Raw genomic sequence first — 15,435 nt, 5'->3', positions numbered from 1 at the left:
CTGCCGGGCGCCGCGAGCGGTCTCAGCGGCGGCCGGTGCCCCTCAGGAGTAGAGGTTTTCCTTGCTCACCTCATGAACGTGGTCGTGCCCGTGGTGCGGTGCGTGGGCCTCGCCCGGCACATGCGGCTCGGTGACCGGCAGCGAGGAGTCCGCCGACAGGTCCCAGGAGGAGGCCGGCCGGTTACGGGCGACCATCTCCGCACCCAGCGCCGCGACCATCGCCCCGTTGTCGGTGCACAGCTTGGGCCGCGGCACCCGCAGGGTGATGCCGGCGTCCTCGCAGCGGCGTGCGGCCATGGCCCGCAGCCGGGAGTTGGCGGCGACCCCGCCGCCGATCATCAGGTGGTCCACCCCGTTGTCCTTGCACGCCCGGACGGCCTTGCGGGTCAGCACGTCGACGACGGCTTCCTGGAAGGACGCCGAGACATCCGCGACCGGGACGTCCTCGCCGGCCGCCCGCTTGGCCTCGATCCAGCGCGCGACGGCCGTCTTGAGGCCGGAGAAGGAGAAGTCGTAGGCCGGGTCGCGGGGCCCGGTCAGCCCGCGCGGGAAGCGGATCGCGTCGGGGTCGCCCTCGCGTGCGTAGCGGTCGATGACCGGGCCGCCGGGGAAGCCGAGGTGCAGCACCCGGGCGATCTTGTCGAATGCCTCGCCCGCCGCGTCGTCGATGGTCGAGCCGAGCGGGCGGACGTCGGTGGTGATGTCCGGGGCGAGCAGCAGGGAGGAGTGGCCGCCGCTCACCAGCAGCGCCATCGTCGGCTCCGGCAGCGGGCCGTGCTCCAGCTGGTCGACGCAGATGTGCGAGGCCAGGTGGTTGACGCCGTACAGCGGCTTGCCGAGGGCGTAGGCGTACGCCTTGGCCGCCGAGACGCCGACCAGCAGCGCGCCCGCCAGGCCGGGGCCTGCGGTGACCGCGATGCCGTCCAGGTCGTTCGCCGTGACGCCGGCGTCCTTCAGGGCGCGCTGGATGGTGGGGACCATCGCCTCCAGGTGCGCCCGGGAGGCCACCTCGGGCACCACGCCGCCGAAGCGCGCGTGCTCGTCGACGCTGGAGGCGATCGCGTCGGCGAGGAGGGTGTGGCCGTGGACGATGCCGACGCCGGTCTCGTCGCAGGAGGTCTCGATGCCGAGGACGAGTGGTCCGCCGCGTGAGTCAGCCATGGTTTCTACGATCCTTGTGCACAGGGGGCGCAGGGAGCGGACGGGGCGTCGCTCCCGGAGCCCGGTTCGGTGTCCGTGTCCGTGGCGGTACGGCGCATGACGAGGGCGTCGACGTTGCCGGGCTGGTAGTAGCCGCGCCGGAAGCCGATCGGCTCGAAGCCGAAGCGCTCGTAGAGGCGCTGCGCGCGGAGGTTGTCGACCCGGACCTCCAGCAGCACCTCCCGGCACTCGAAGGCGGTGGCTGCGGACAGCAGGTCGCCCAGCAGCCGGGCGCCGAGGCCACTGCCCCACTGGTCGCGGGCGGTGGCGATGGTCTGGACGTCGCCGGTGCCGTCGACGGCGGCGAGCCCGCCGTAGCCGACCAGTCGGCCGGAGCGCTCGGCGACGACGTAGTGGCGGTTGGCGTCGGAGCCGCGGGCGTGCGCCAGCTCGGACCAGAACATGCCCGGCGACCAGGCGTCGTCGGGGAAGAGGGCGCGCTCCAGGTCGAGCACCGCGTCCAGGTCCCACCAGCGCATCCGGCGCAGGGTGGCGGCGCCGGGGGGCGGCGGGGCCGCCGTGGGCGGGCCGTCGGCCGGCTGTCCGTGCGTCGCGGCCGGCGTCACTTGGGCGTGACCACCTTGTAGTTGGCCGGAACCTGCGCGTCCGGCCGGCGCAGGTACAGCGGCAGGGCGGGCAGGAACTCCTCGCCCGCCGCGAGCATGTCGGCGGCCAGTGCGGCGAGCGCGCCGGCGGACTGGTGCTCGGGCCCCTCACGGCGTACGCCGGTGAAGACCGTGTCGTACAGCAGCGCGCCCGCGCCGACCGCGGGGACGCCGGCCACCTGGTCGGCGATGTCCGCGGGGCGGTCCACGGCGGGCTCGCCGAGCCGGATCGGGCGGTGCGAACGACCGGCCTCGGGGCGGTCGCCGGGCGCCGGGGCGTACCGCGCCCAGTAGACCTCCTTGCGGCGTGCGTCCGTCGCCACGATGAAGGGCTCGTCCAGGCCCGCGGCGTGGGCGATGCCGTCCAGCGAGCACAGGCCGTGGACGGGGACGTCCAGCGCGGCACCGAACGTCGCCGCGGTGACCAGTCCGACCCGCAGGCCGGTGTAGGGGCCGGGGCCGACGCCGACCACGATGTCGCTGACCGCGTCGAGTTTCAGTCCGGCCTCGGCCAGCACCCGGTCGACGGCGGGCAGCAGCAACTCGCCGTGCCGGCGCGCGTCCACCTGCCGCGACTCGGCGAGGACGCGGGAGCCGTCATGGAGCGCGACGGTGACGGCGGGGGTGGCGGTGTCAAGAGCTAGCAGCAGCACGCCCTTAAGACTACGGCTCGACCGGCGGTGCCCGTCCCGGTGCTACCGTCGGCCCGTAATCGCGCGGCCGAGCAGTGGCGCGGCATGACATGGGCCTCCCGGCCGGCGGCGGGGAGAGCACGGGATACACGGGAAGGTGGCACAGCGGTGCCCGCTAGGAGCAGCTCGATCGTCACCGCTCTCACCGCGGCAGCCCTGGTCGTGGTCGGCGTGGTGGGCTACCAGGCGTCGGCGTCCGCCACGGACCCGCTCACGCAGGTCCGCAGCGACGGCAGTCACGCCCCCAAGAGCCCCTCGAAGCCCGACCGGCACAAGAAGAAGGACAAGGCGCCCGGTGCCGTCGCGATCCCCGCCTCGTCCGGCGAGGGCCAACGGGTCGTGTACTCCCTCGGTGCCGAGCGCGTCTGGCTGGTCGGCGCGGACGACAAGACGCGGCGGAGCTTCGAGGTGGCGCCGAGCAGCGTCAGCCCCTCCGTCGGGACGTACAGCGTCACCTCGCGCTCGGTCAGCATCACGGGCTCGGACGGCGTCGCGATCGAGCACGTCGTGCGGTTCGCCGGCGCCGACAGCGTCGTGATCGGCTTCAGCGCGGCGGTGGACGGCTCGATGCCGGAACCGGACCCGTCGAAGAAGACCGGCGGCATTCGTGAGGCGCGGGACGACGGCAAGGCGATGTGGGACTTCGCGCTGCACGGCACCAAGGTCGTCGTCGTCAACTGACCGCGCCGCCGCCGGCCGGCTCGCGCCGTTCGCGTGACCCGTTCGGGCTACGCCGCGTCGCGCCCGGAAGTGGACGCGGCTCCGGCCTCGCCGTCCGTTTCGGCCTCGCCCGGCTCGTCCGCGCGCCTGTTCAGCGCGGTTTCCGAGGGGGCGTCCGGGGGCGTGGAGACGGCGCTTGCCGCGGCGCAGGCCGCGAGCAGCTCATGCATGGTGGGCGACTGCTCGGGCGCCTCGTGATCGGCGCGCCGGGCCGCCGCGAAGGGGGTCCCCCCGCGCCCTTCAGATGTGGGGGAGGACTGGTGGGCCGACATGGACGCCTCCGGGGCTCCTGGGGCAAGCGGCAGAAGTTAGGCTGCCCTAACCGGTGCTCTGCACCCATGTCACCACGCCCGGCACCACGCGCGCAACATCTTACCGACGGCTTGTCGGAAACTACGGGACGTTCGCACCGGATGGGGGACCCGCGGGCATGCGCCGCTCGCCCGCGCCCGGGTGAGGCCGCTGCGATCCCGCGACGGCGTACGGCGCGCAGCGCCTGGTCAGCAGGTTTCGAGCGCGGGCAGGCCGGCGCCCGACCAGCGCGGGCCGAGGCCGGTGACCGTCACCTCGCGCACGTCGTCCACGTCGGCCTCCGGCGCACCCTCCGGGCCGCCGGGGGCGTCCGCACCCACGGCCCGCCCGATGACGACATGCAGCCGGTCGTCGGACAGCTCCTCGACCTTGCCGTCGCCCCACTCCACGACCACCACCGACTCCGGCAGCGACACGTCGAGGTCCAGGTCCTCCATCTCGTCCAGACCGCCGCCGAGCCGGTAGGCGTCGACATGCACCAGCGGGGGGCCGCCGGTCAGCGAGGGGTGCACACGGGCGATGACGAAGGTCGGGGAGGTGACCGCGCCGCGCACGCCAAGCCCCTCGCCCAGGCCCCGGGTCAGCGTCGTCTTGCCCGCGCCCAGCTCGCCGGTGAGCAGTACCAGGTCGCCGGGGCGCAGCAGGGTGGCCAGCCTGCGGCCCAAGTCCTGCATCTGGTCGGGTGACTTGACGGTTACACGGGCGGTCGCGTCGGTGGTGCTCATGCCGCAAATGGTACGGCCCGCCCGGCATGGCGGTCCCGGACCTGCGGAGCGGCCGGGACCGGGCCGGGCAGGCGCGGCGCCGAGGCGCCCGGCCCGCCGGAGCTTCAGGCCCGTGCCGACCGCGAGCTGCGGCTCCCCGCGCTCGCCCGCTCCACCAGCGTCACCAGATGGTCGTTGACCAGCTCGGGCCGCTCCAGCATCACCAGATGCCCCGCGCCTTCGACGCACACCAGCTCGGCGGCGGGCAGCAGCTCGCCGATGGTCTGGCTGTGGTCGGCGGGGGTGATCAGATCCCGGTCACCGGCGAGCACCAGCGCGGGCAGGGCGTCGTACGCCACCAGCGCCTCGGTCTTGTCGTGCACCGCGAACGCCGGGAAGAACTCGGCGACCACATCGATCGGGGTGGCCTCGATCAGCCGCTCGGCGAACCGCGCGACCGCCGGGTCGACATCCTTGGGCGTCCCGAACGAGTACCGCTTGACCAGCCCGGCGAACAGGTCGGCGGTGGCCCGCCGGCCGCGCTCGACGATCTCGCTCTGGGCGCCCATCGCCTTGAGCACACCCGGTGCGAAGCGGTGGAATGCCTTGACGCCCAGCGACGGCAGCCCGAAGGCGACCTCGCTGAGCCGGCCCGCCGAGGTGCCGACGAGCGCCACCCCGACCACCCGCTCCGCCACGAACCCGGGGAACTGATCGGCCAGCGCCATCACCGTCATCCCGCCCATGGAGTGCCCGACCAGCACGATCGGCCCCTGGGGCACCGCGGTGTCCAGCACCGCCTTGAGGTCCCGGCCGAGCAGGTCGATGGTGACCGGCTCGGTGCCGTCCATCTGGCCGTGGCCGCGCGCGGAGCGGCCGTGGCTGCGCTGGTCCCAGTGGACCGTGCGCACCGTGCCGCGCAGCGCGGCGCGCTGGAAGTGCCAGGAGTCCTGGCTGAGGCAGTAGCCGTGACAGAAGACCACGGTGGGGGCCGCGGAGCGCCGCCCCAGCGCCGAGAGCAGCCGCTTGCGGAAGCCGCCCTGGGCGCCGCCCTGACCGTCCTGGACCGGCCGCACGTTCTTGCCGCCCCGGCCCGCCCTGGCGCTCTTGTCGGCCTTCACCGCCGTGGCGGCGTTGCCGCTGCCGCCCTTGCCCGCGGCGCCGCCCGGACCGCCCTCCTCCGGCCCCTGCGCGGTCTCCCCAGGCTCGTCGACCTCGTAGTACAGCGCGGTGCCGTCCTCGGCGATCGCCGTGCCGGGGGTGCCGCGCAGCGTGCCGAACGGGCCCGATGCGTCCAGCGCCAGCCGTGCCTTGCGGCGCATCCCCCGGCCGACCGTCAGCCGCTCTATCGCCACACCGGCCGCCGCCCCGGCCGCGACCACGCCGATCGCGGCACCGGCGAGGCCGGCATTGCGCCCCGCCCGTGCCCAGTTGCCGGCCGCGTCGGCCGCCGTCTCCACGGCCGTCTCCACCGCTGCCTCGACCGCCTTCGCCGCGCCCGTGCCGTCCGTCATGCCGTACTCCCCGTGAGCGTCGTGTCCCCTTCGACATCGCTGTCCACATAGACGCGCGGCACCCTGGTTCCGATCCGCGTGACGATTTCGTAGCCGATCGTCCCGGCGGCGACGGCCCAGTCCTCCGCGGTCGGCTCACCGCGGTCCCCCGGCCCGAACAGCAGCGCCGGGTCGCCCGGCTCCGCCCGGTCCCCGCCCAGATCGACGACGAACTGGTCCATCGCGATGCGGCCGGCGACCGTCCGCCACTTGCCGGCGACCAGCACCGGGCCGCTGCCGGAGGCGTGCCGCGGGACGCCGTCGGCGTAGCCGAGCGGGACCAGCGCGAGGGTGGTCTCACCGGGCGTCGTGTAGTGGTGCCCGTAGGAGACACCGTGGCCGCCCGGGGCGCGTTTGACCGACGCCAGCGACGCCTCCAGGGTCATCGCGGGCCGCAGCCCGAAGTCCTGCGGGGTGCCGACCTCGGGGCTGGGAGAGATGCCGTAGATGCCGATGCCGGCACGCACCACGTCGAAGTGCGCCTCGGGCAGGGTCAGCAGCGCCGGGGTGTTGGCGATGTGCCGCACCTCGGGCCGCAGCCCGGCCGCCGCCGCGACGGCGAGGGCCTCGTCGAAGGCGGTCAGCTGCAGCGCGATCGAGGGGTGGCCCGGCTCGTCGGCGCAGGCGAAGTGCGACCAGACACCGGTGACGGTGAGCGCGCCCTCGGTCTCGGCGGCGCGGGCGGCCGCGGTCAGCTCCGGCCAGTCGGCGGGCTGGCAACCGTTACGGCCCAGACCGGTGTCGATCTTCAGCTGGACGCGGGCGGTACGGCCGCACGCGCGAGCCGCCTCCGTCACCTCGCGCAGCGCCCACAGCCCGCTCACCGAGACGTCGATGTCCTGCTCGACAGCCTTGCCCCAGGGGCCACCGGGCGTCCACAGCCAGCACATCAGCCGGCCGGTGTCGCCCGCGGCGCGCAGCGCGAGCGCCTCCTCGGGAAGCGCCGTGCCCAGCCAGGCCGCTCCGGCCTCACGGGCGGCGCGGGCGCAGGGCACCGCGCCGTGTCCGTAGCCGTCGGACTTGACCACGGCCATCAGCTCTGCCCGGGGTGCACGGGCCCGCAGGGCACGCACATTCGACCGCACGGCGGCGACGTCGATAGTGGCGCGGGCGCGCTTCGCTGTCTCGTTCATCCCCCTCAGTGTCTCAGGCGACGCCGTGGGGCCCCGGGGGACCGGCGGTGGCGTGCCCCGCGGGACGCGGCCCGGGCGGGCTCACACGCCGGTCCTGCGGCCCCATACGTACACCGTGTCGCCCTTCTTCAGCACATCCCACAACCTCTCCGCGTCCATCCATTGCAGGTTGACGCAGCCGTGTGAGCCGGGCGACTCGTAGATGTCGCCGTAGACGCCGTGCAGCGCCTCTCCCCGGTCGAAGAACTGGGCGAAGGGCATCGGCGTGTTGTAGAGCGTCGAGGTGTGGTTCCTCACCCGCAGGTAGACCCGGTACGTGCCGGTGCGGGTCCCGAGGGCCGACCGGCCGGAGCGGATCGCCACCGGCGCGAGGACCACCCTCCGTCCGCGCTGCACCCACATGAGCTGCCGCGACAGGTCGACGCAGGCCACCCGCCGGGCACGGACCGGGCAGCGGCCGGCCTTGTTCGGATTTCGCTGCGCCCGCAGCAGCCGCACCACGGCGGCGGTGACGCGTCCCGCGAAGCCGTTCGCCGGCGTGATGTGGTGCGCCCTCTGGAATCCGCGGATGGCCTTGCAGTCCCCCGCTGACTGCCGGCCGTCGGCCACACGGCGCAGGTGGCGCTCGACCTGCTGCTGGTAGGGGCCGGCGGACCTGCTGCAGCGCGGCGGCGCCCCGTGGTGGGCCGCGCGCTGTTGCCCCTGGTGCGGCCGGTGCGGGCCCCGGGGAGCCGCCGCTGCCTGGGCCGCCGCACCCGGAACGGGCGGCACCGCGACGGCCGGTGGGGGCGCGCCGTCGAGGGTGAGCAGCAGGGCGCCGACCAGCAGCGCCGGCAGGGTGCGTTTCATGACTCACCCATGCCGTGGCGGTACGTCCCCGCGTCCCGGCACGCCACAGGTTCGCCCTGGTGCCCCGCGGCGTTCGCCCGCCGGGCGTAACGGCGTTGCGGCGCAAGGGGCTTGTGGGACGTCAGCGCCCGGCAGCGGGGCGCGCGGTGGCCACATCGACCGGGCGGTCACGTCCCGCCCCCCGCGGGCAACCGCCCCGCCCGGCTCCCGGCCCGGACCGGCGTCAGTCCAGGACGTCCCGCCAGGCCGCGCCCAGCTCGTCGGCGACCTGCGTGGCCACGATCGGGGCGCCGCGCGGGCCGGCCGCGCGGCGGGCCGCGAGGCCGTGCAGATACGCGCCCACCGACGCCGCGTCGCGGGCCGCCAGACCGGCGGCGAGCAGCGATCCCGTCAGCCCGGAGAGCACATCGCCGCTGCCGGCCGTCGCCAGCCAGCCGGTACCGGTGGAGTTGACCCGTACGGGCCCGGTGGCCTGCGCGACCAGCGTCGTCGAGCCCTTGAGCAGCACCGTGGCGCCGAACCTCCCGGCCAGCTCCCGCACCGCGTGCAGCCGGGCCGCCTCGACCGCCTCCCGGCCACTGCCGAGCAGCGCCGCCGCCTCGCCGGCGTGCGGGGTGAGCAGGGTGGCCGCGGCCCGGTCGCGGACCCGCTGCGGCGTCAGGAAACGCAGCCCGTCGGCGTCCACCAGGACCGGCACGTCCGCCGCCAGCACGTCGTCCAGCGCGTCCGACTCGTCCCCCAGGCCGGGGCCGATCACCCAGGACTGCACCCGGCCCGCCTTGTGCGGCGGCCCGGCGTGCACCAGGGTCTCGGGGAACTGCGCGAGCACCGCGTCGGCGGCCGGCCCGACATACCGCACGGCCCCCGCGCCGCCGCGCAGCGCGCCCGCCACCGCCAGCACCGCGGCGCCCGGATAGCGCGCCGAGCCGGCCACCACGCCCACCACCCCGCGCCGGTACTTGTCGCTCTCTGCCGCGGGGCGCGGCAGCAGGTCCGCCACGTCCGCGTGCTGCAACGCCTCCGCCTCGGCCTCCTCGGGCAGCGTCAGACCGATGTCGACCAGCCGCAGCGCACCGGCCCGCCCCCGCGCCGGATCGATCAGCAGCCCCGGCTTGTACGCCCCGAACGTCACCGTCGCATCGGCCCGTACGGCGTCCCCCGGCACCTCGCCGGTGTCCGCGTCCACGCCGCTGGGCAGATCGACCGCGACCACCAGTGCCGACTCCCGTACCGCGCCGAGGAGTTCGGCCGCTCGCGGGCGCAGCCCGCCACGGCCGCCGATGCCGACGACGCCGTCCACGACCAGATCGGCCCAGGCGATGTCCCGCGTCGCGTCGGCCGACACCCGCCCGCCGGCCGCCCGCAGCGCGGCGAGCCCGCCCGGGTGCGCCCGCTCGGGGGACAGCAGCACCGCGACGACCCCCGCGCCGCGGCGCGCCAGCCGGGCGCCCGCGTACAGCGCGTCCCCGCCGTTGTCGCCGCTGCCCACCAGCAGCGTCACCCGGGTGCCGTACACCCGCCCCAGCAACTCCCCGCAGGCGACGGCCAGTCCGGCCGCGGCCCGCCCCATCAAGGCCCCCTCCGGCAGCCGGGCCATCAGCTCCCGCTCCGCGGCCCGCACGGTCTCCACGCTGTAGGCAGTCCTCATGCGGCCAGTCTCACACCCCGCCGCCGCGCGGCCCCCGCCACACGCGAGGGTTCACGCGGCGCCGGAGGTGTCCGACGGGCCGCCCCGGGCCGGCCCGTCGAGCCCTATCCCTCGGCGATCACCACGGCGGACGCGACCCCCGCGTCGTGGCTGAGCGACACATGCCAGGACCGCACGCCCAGCTCCGCCGCCCGCGCCGCGACCGTGCCGCGGACCCGCAGCCGCGGCTGCCCGCTGTCCTCGACGTACACCTCGGCGTCGGTCCAGTGCAGCCCACCGGGCGCACCCAGCGCCTTGGCCACCGCTTCCTTGGCGGCGAAGCGCGCCGCCAGCGAGGCCACCCCTCGGCGCTCACCGCTCTCCAGCAGCAGCTCCTCCTCGATGAACAGCCGCTGTGCCAGCTCGGGCGTCCGTTCCAGCGCCGCGGCGAACCGTTCGATCTCCGCGACATCGATCCCCACTCCGATGATCACGCGCTCACTCCACCGTCACGGACTTGGCGAGGTTGCGCGGCTGGTCGACCTCGTTGCCGCGCGCGGTCGCCAGCTCGCAGGCGAAGACCTGCAGCGGCACCGCGGACACCAGGGGCTGGAGCAGCACCGGGGTCTGCGGGATCCGCACCAGGTGATCGGCGTACGGCACGACCGCCTCGTCGCCCTCCTCGGCGATGACGATGGTGCGCGCCCCGCGGGCCCGGATCTCCTGGATATTCGAGACGATCTTGTCGTGCAGCACCGAGCGGCCGCGCGGCGACGGCACCACCACGACCACCGGCAGATCCTCCTCGATCAGGGCGATCGGCCCGTGCTTGAGCTCACCGGCCGCGAAGCCCTCCGCGTGCATGTACGCGAGTTCCTTCAGCTTCAGCGCGCCCTCCAGCGCCACCGGATAGCCGACGTGCCGCCCGAGGAACAGCACGGTCTTCTTGTCGGCGAGCCCCCGCGCCAGCTCCCGCACCGGCTCCATCGTGGCGAGCACCTGCGTCACCTGGGTGCCGATGGCCGCCAGCTCGCGCACCACCGCCCGGATCTCGTCGCCCCACTTGGTGCCCCGCACCTGGGCGAGATAGAGCGCGACGAGATAGCAGGCCACCAGCTGCGTCAGGAACGCCTTGGTGGAGGCGACCGCGACCTCGGGACCCGCGTGCGTGTAGAGCACGGCGTCCGACTCCCGCGGGATGGTCGAGCCGTTGGTGTTGCAGATGGCCAGCACCTTCGCGCCCTGCTCACGGGCGTGCCGCAGCGCCATCAGGGTGTCCATGGTCTCGCCGGACTGGCTGATGGCGATCACCAGCGTGTGCCGGTCCAGGATCGGATCGCGGTAGCGGAACTCGCTGGCCAGTTCCGTCTCGCAGGGGATCCGCGTCCAGTGCTCGATCGCGTACTTGGCGATCATGCCCGCGTGGTACGCCGTCCCGCACGCCACGATCACGACCTTGTCGACCTCGCGCAGCACCTCCGGCGGGATCCGCACCTCGTCGAGGGAGAGCACGCCCGAGGCGTCGATCCGGCCCAGCAGGGTGTCGGCGACAGCCTTCGGCTGTTCGGCGATCTCCTTGAGCATGAAGTAGTCGTAGCCGTCCTTCTCGGCGGCCGACGCGTCCCAGTCGACGTGGTACCCGCGGACCGCCGCGGGCGCCCCGTCGAAGTCGGTGACCGTCACCCCGTCCCGGCGCAGCTCCACGACCTGGTCCTGCCCCAGCTCGACGGCTTCCCTCGTATGCGCGATGAACGCCGCCACATCCGAGGCGAGGAACGCCTCGTCCTCACCGATGCCCACCACCAGCGGCGAGTTGCGCCGTGCCCCGACGACCACGTCCGGCGCGTCGGCGTGCACCGCGACCAGCGTGAACGCGCCCTCCAGCCGGCGGCACACCTGCCGCATGGCCTCCGACAGGTCACCGCAGGAGGAGTAGCACTCGGCGAGCAGATGCGCGACGACCTCGGTGTCCGTCTCGGACGCCAACTCATGCCCACGGTCGGTCAGTTCGGCGCGCAGCGCGGCGAAGTTCTCGATGATGCCGTTGTGCACGACGGACACCCGGCCGGCGTTGTCCAGGTGCGGATGCGCGTTGGCGTCGGTCGGCCCGCCGTGCGTGGCCCACCGGGTATGGCCGATCCCCGTCGACCCGGCCGGCAACGGACGGGCCGACAGTTCCTTCTCCAGGTTGGCGAGTTTGCCCGCCTTCTTGGCCGCCGCCAGCCCGCCGTCGGCCAGCACGGCGACCCCGGCCGAGTCGTAGCCGCGATACTCCAGCCGCTTCAACCCGGCGAGAACGACGTCAAGAGCGGACTGCCCGCCCACATAACCCACGATTCCGCACATGGAGGCAGCCTACGACGGGGGCCGCCCACGGTGGCATGTAGGAACAGCTATCGGCCCCGTTCGCCGACCGTGGCGAACGGGGCAAGTTGCACCACGTCGATGAGCGCCTGCATTCCTGCTGAGATGCCTGCTCACCCACTCAGCGGGAAGGGTCACTGCCGCTTATTTCGGGCTCGGGGTCCGGGAGAAATCCCTTCAGATACCGGGTACGGCGGTCCTTAATCATCATGCGCGCGATGAACGGGCATCCAAATGCAGCCAAACACAGAACGCTCGCCCCCCAGCTTCCGACACCGAAGACGACGGCGCTGAGCGCGGCCACACCCGCCACAAGCCACCACAGGCCCTCGGCATGCACCTTGGGATCCCAGGCGGGGTAAGTCCGTATCGCCCGCAGGCCGTCTCCCTCGGGCAGAGATTCGGCGACCGGTACGGGGTCACCCTCGGGGCACTCCGTATCTCCGGAAACCCTGAGGGTACCTTGCAAACACCGATGCCCCTCAAGCACCAGCATCGCGCGCACCCTCTTCGCCCCCGGACGGTTGGCGGCAAATTTAACCCAGTAGAAGTTCCCCTGAATTCCCTTGATTTCACGGGAAAGGTGCGGCGGGTCGATCGCCGGATCGAGCAGGAATTCCCAATCGTATCCTTCGAGTTTAACGCGGGGCTTCGGCAGGGTGGTCGTTACCCCCTTACTCGTCGTGGAGCTGTCCATCACCACACCCACGCTCTTCACTGTGACCGGCAGTGAGCGGCAAAGCCCCTTCCTGAGCGGACGCCGCAGCCCCCGGGACGCCTTGGAAAAGCCACCGAAAAGTGCACCCCATAGCAGGCAGAAGACCGTCGCGAAAAGCACGACAATGGCGATGCCCCAGTGGATGGAGCCACCCGTCTTCTCTTCCAAGGTTGCACGGTCACTGTTAACGAGTACTCCGAGCTTCACCGAGGAAGGCGCATAAAGCGCCCAAATCTTGTCGCCGCGTTCCACCTGGCGTTCCGAGGTGAATTCAACTTTCTCGACCATGACCCCGGAATCGAACGGCACGGAAGCTTGAGCAACCACGTCGTAGTGAGCGGAGTTCTTCTTCCGGACGTACTCGGAGGAGAGAACCTTCTGGACGGATACCGCTTGGATACCGCCCTTGGCCTCGACTATCCGAGCGGCTTCCGGAGAGAACGAAAGAGCAGCATAAAAGAACAACCCCACAGGTATGACGGTGGCCCACAGACCGGCGACAACCCACCCGCCATTTGAACCGGGCCACCAGGTCCTACGGGTCTCAGCCCGACCCGCTTGCGGACTGGAGCCCCGCCGCAGGCACCACAGAGCGCCCACGAGGCCGACCACCGTCAGCGCGAGGCAAGCCAGGAGGTCCCACCGCGGCAGTGGCATGGAGGGTCTCAGCAACACCCGCACCACGGCGGCCAGCATTCCCACACCGGCCGCCGCAAGGCAGGCATTGATGACGCGGGTCCGAGTCATCCGAAAGTATCCTTCACGCTTCGATTTTGAGGCGCCGACTGGGCCTCGGTCTTCTGTGCCTCCCCCTCATCATCCCCCTGAACCACTGCCTGGCCTGCCCCTGCCAGGCCGGCACTGATCCCACCCAGCGATCCGTCGATCGACATGGAGGGCCCCTCCCGCGCAGGCGGCGGCGTCCAGCCTTCGGGCGCCTGGAAACCTTCGCTCGGCCCACCGAGGCGGCCCGCTCCTGCCACGGCACCGCCACCCGCAGCGCCACCGACGGCGTTGGCAGCGGTGCCCATCCAGAAATCTTCGCCCTTGAACTCTTCACCGCGCGCGAATTTGACGCCCTCGACCGCCCAGCCTCCGGCGACGTTGCCGACAGCGCCACCGGCCGCTCCGCTCGCAGCTTCGCGAGCAAGTTTCGACCCTACCTGCGCCGCCTCCGCCGCCTCGTCTGCCGCGCCCCCCAATTTGCTCGCGAGTCCATTTGCCGCCATGAGCCCTGGCGCAGTCCCTGCAACCGAGGCCAATCCACCCTGCCAGGTCGCCTCCCAAAGGTCAGCACCGCTCGGCTTGTCTCCCGAGTAGAGCGCGCCCCCAAGGGATCCCGCGGTGTTTCCCACCCAGTTGATAGCCACATTCGAAAGGAATTTATGCGCTTTCGCCAGTTGCGCGACGCGCCGGAACGCGGAGGCGATCCGCAGAAGAATTGAGGAAAGCCGTGAGGAAATTCTGGCGGCCTGCGCTGCCAGGCGGGTGGCGTTGGCGGCCGCGGCGGCTCCACCGAAACCCAGCGTCACGAAGGACAAGGCGACTCCGACGCCGATCGAGACACCGATCTCGACGTAGATCGCGTGGATCTCGTCGTTTACCTCTTCGATCGAGTCAGCGGCGTCGTCAAGGCCCTTCGCTGCATGGGTGAAGGTAGGCTCCGTCTTCTGAATTCCTGCCTTCAGCGCGTTCCAGTGATGCTCGAACGCTTCCGCCGACTCACCCGTCCAGTGCTCGCCGAGTGTGGCCTGCACCTTCTTGTCCAGGGCGTCGAAGGCCGACTCCAACTCGGAGCCCATATTGCGCCAGGACGTGGCCGCCGCACGCAGCACGTCCGGCTGGCCTCCGGGATTGATGAGTTCCAGCCCGGCCTCGACGATCTCCTCGCCGACCCCCTCGTTGCTCACTTTTCCCCCCGGCTGAACGCGGCAGCAATCTGCTCATCCGACTCTTCGCTGTTTTTCACATTCTCTCGAAGGAGTTCACCGATCGCATCAAGGTGCTTGTGGAGCTTCCCCAACGATTCCGACATGTTCTCGGAGAGCTCGATGTAAGCGGAGGTGACCTCCACAGACTCGGTCAGGAGGCCAAATCCATCATGGATCGCCTCTGAATCCGTCTTGCCCTTGAACCCTTTTAGAGCACTCTCAATGTCATAGGCATAGCTGGCGAAGCTTTGCCCCAGCTTCTTCAGCTCAGCAGGTTCAATATGGAATTCTTTTGGCATCGAAGCCCCCGAGTTTACTGCTCCGCTCGGGCGCACGCCCATGCACATACACATACCCCGAGCAGCTGACCGGGCCACGCTAGCAAGATCTCAGGTCGCCTAAGCGGCGAGTTCACGGAATCAGCCTTTCCCTCGAAAGATATTTCCTTGATCATTTCGGGATTTACCCCGGCGCCAAACCCCGACAAATCCGGTCAGCGGGTTTTCTTGATCTGGCCGAGTGAACGCGTGTCGCCGGGTGACCCGTGAACCGCCCGGTGAGGCATCCAGCTGGACGGGCTTGCCCACGCCCCTCAATGCCCGCGCTCTATCCGCTCCAGCGCGTCCCGCACCGTCGTCAGGAACTCTTCCTCGTCCGGACCCGGCCTGCTGCCCCGTTCGTAGCTCTCCAGGAAGTCGGCGAGATCCTCGCCCAGGTCCTCGTCCGGCAGCTCCTCGGCCAGCTCGGCGTGCACCCGGTCCGCGTACCCGTCCGGCACGGCGGACCTCCCCCGGCCACGGCTCTCCTCACGGGCCCGCTGACGCAGCAGCCCTAAAAGGCGCGCTCGCACGCCCACCCCCTCCTTCGCCCCGGCGCGATCGGCGCCGTGTCCCGCCGCAGACCGTACCGGCGAATACCTGGCCGGTACAGACATGCCGGTCGAGACACCCCCAACCACGCCCCCACATCCTCAACCGGCTGCCACACGTACAAGCCACTCTTAGCGGCGTGTCGTCACACCCCCGCC

Annotated in this window: 16 protein-coding genes; 1 reads left to right on the top strand and 15 read right to left on the bottom strand. The window is 72.0% G+C overall.

All coding sequences use genetic code 11. The features are described from left to right. Window positions 1-42: 42 nt before the first annotated feature. The 3 genes from tsaD to tsaB form a co-directional block, all read right to left on the bottom strand. Complete coding sequence (tsaD, locus tag ACH4FH_RS01255) at window positions 43-1,161, bottom strand: tRNA (adenosine(37)-N6)-threonylcarbamoyltransferase complex transferase subunit TsaD (protein ID WP_398553632.1); 1,119 nt, start codon at window positions 1,159-1,161, stop codon at window positions 43-45. A gap of 5 nt (window positions 1,162-1,166) precedes the next feature. Beyond that, window positions 1,167-1,679, bottom strand: coding sequence for a ribosomal protein S18-alanine N-acetyltransferase (gene rimI / locus ACH4FH_RS01250; protein ID WP_398553964.1), 513 nt, complete (start codon window positions 1,677-1,679; stop codon window positions 1,167-1,169). 83 nt (window positions 1,680-1,762) lie between these two features. Beyond that, window positions 1,763-2,458: a tRNA (adenosine(37)-N6)-threonylcarbamoyltransferase complex dimerization subunit type 1 TsaB gene (gene tsaB / locus ACH4FH_RS01245; protein ID WP_398553631.1), complete on the bottom strand. Its 696-nt coding sequence runs from the start codon at window positions 2,456-2,458 to the stop codon at window positions 1,763-1,765. Between the two features lie 147 nt (window positions 2,459-2,605). Between tsaB and ACH4FH_RS01240 the strand changes: the two genes are divergently transcribed. Further along, on the top strand, window positions 2,606-3,178 hold the full coding sequence (locus ACH4FH_RS01240; protein WP_398553630.1) for a hypothetical protein: 573 nt from the start codon (window positions 2,606-2,608) through the stop codon (window positions 3,176-3,178). A gap of 47 nt (window positions 3,179-3,225) precedes the next feature. Here ACH4FH_RS01240 and ACH4FH_RS01235 read toward each other — a convergent pair whose 3' ends face one another. The 12 genes from ACH4FH_RS01235 to ACH4FH_RS01180 all read right to left on the bottom strand — a co-directional run bounded on the left by ACH4FH_RS01235 (window position 3,226) and on the right by ACH4FH_RS01180 (window position 15,186). Beyond that, window positions 3,226-3,489 (bottom strand): hypothetical protein, encoded by a 264-nt coding sequence (locus ACH4FH_RS01235; RefSeq protein WP_398553629.1) that lies wholly within the window; start codon window positions 3,487-3,489, stop codon window positions 3,226-3,228. A gap of 228 nt (window positions 3,490-3,717) precedes the next feature. Next, window positions 3,718-4,254, bottom strand: coding sequence for a tRNA (adenosine(37)-N6)-threonylcarbamoyltransferase complex ATPase subunit type 1 TsaE (gene tsaE, locus ACH4FH_RS01230; RefSeq protein ID WP_398553628.1), 537 nt, complete (start codon window positions 4,252-4,254; stop codon window positions 3,718-3,720). 104 nt (window positions 4,255-4,358) lie between these two features. Beyond that, on the bottom strand, window positions 4,359-5,747 hold the full coding sequence (locus tag ACH4FH_RS01225) for an alpha/beta fold hydrolase (protein ID WP_398553627.1): 1,389 nt from the start codon (window positions 5,745-5,747) through the stop codon (window positions 4,359-4,361). Beyond that, window positions 5,744-6,919, bottom strand: a complete 1,176-nt coding sequence (gene alr / locus ACH4FH_RS01220; protein WP_398553626.1) for an alanine racemase — start codon at window positions 6,917-6,919, stop codon at window positions 5,744-5,746. The genes ACH4FH_RS01225 and alr overlap by 4 nt, the downstream gene beginning before the upstream one ends. 81 nt (window positions 6,920-7,000) lie before the next feature. Beyond that, window positions 7,001-7,768, bottom strand: a complete 768-nt coding sequence (locus ACH4FH_RS01215) for a L,D-transpeptidase (RefSeq protein WP_398553625.1) — start codon at window positions 7,766-7,768, stop codon at window positions 7,001-7,003. Window positions 7,769-7,991: 223 nt separating this feature from the next. Further along, window positions 7,992-9,416 (bottom strand): NAD(P)H-hydrate dehydratase, encoded by a 1,425-nt coding sequence (locus tag ACH4FH_RS01210; RefSeq protein WP_398553624.1) that lies wholly within the window; start codon window positions 9,414-9,416, stop codon window positions 7,992-7,994. 104 nt (window positions 9,417-9,520) lie between these two features. Beyond that, window positions 9,521-9,889, bottom strand: coding sequence for a holo-ACP synthase (locus ACH4FH_RS01205; RefSeq protein WP_398553623.1), 369 nt, complete (start codon window positions 9,887-9,889; stop codon window positions 9,521-9,523). A gap of 4 nt (window positions 9,890-9,893) precedes the next feature. Further along, the gene (glmS, locus tag ACH4FH_RS01200) at window positions 9,894-11,741 is read right to left on the bottom strand and encodes a glutamine--fructose-6-phosphate transaminase (isomerizing) (protein WP_398553622.1); all 1,848 of its coding nucleotides are present in this window, start codon (window positions 11,739-11,741) and stop codon (window positions 9,894-9,896) included. 139 nt (window positions 11,742-11,880) lie between these two features. Then, complete coding sequence (locus ACH4FH_RS01195) at window positions 11,881-12,948, bottom strand: hypothetical protein (RefSeq protein ID WP_398553621.1); 1,068 nt, start codon at window positions 12,946-12,948, stop codon at window positions 11,881-11,883. Between the two features lie 272 nt (window positions 12,949-13,220). Then, window positions 13,221-14,387, bottom strand: coding sequence for a WXG100 family type VII secretion target (locus ACH4FH_RS01190; RefSeq protein ID WP_398553620.1), 1,167 nt, complete (start codon window positions 14,385-14,387; stop codon window positions 13,221-13,223). Beyond that, complete coding sequence (locus ACH4FH_RS01185; protein ID WP_398553619.1) at window positions 14,384-14,707, bottom strand: hypothetical protein; 324 nt, start codon at window positions 14,705-14,707, stop codon at window positions 14,384-14,386. The genes ACH4FH_RS01190 and ACH4FH_RS01185 overlap by 4 nt, the downstream gene beginning before the upstream one ends. A 293-nt stretch (window positions 14,708-15,000) precedes the next feature. After that, complete coding sequence (locus ACH4FH_RS01180) at window positions 15,001-15,186, bottom strand: hypothetical protein (RefSeq protein WP_398553618.1); 186 nt, start codon at window positions 15,184-15,186, stop codon at window positions 15,001-15,003. Window positions 15,187-15,435: the final 249 nt, after the last annotated feature.

It is taken from the genome of Streptomyces sp. NPDC017993, from assembly GCF_044328065.1.
In the GTDB taxonomy this organism is placed as follows: Bacteria; Actinomycetota; Actinomycetes; order Streptomycetales; family Streptomycetaceae; genus Streptomyces.
The sequence above is the reverse complement of the archived record's forward strand: the minus strand, read 5'-3'. Positions and strand labels throughout refer to the sequence as shown.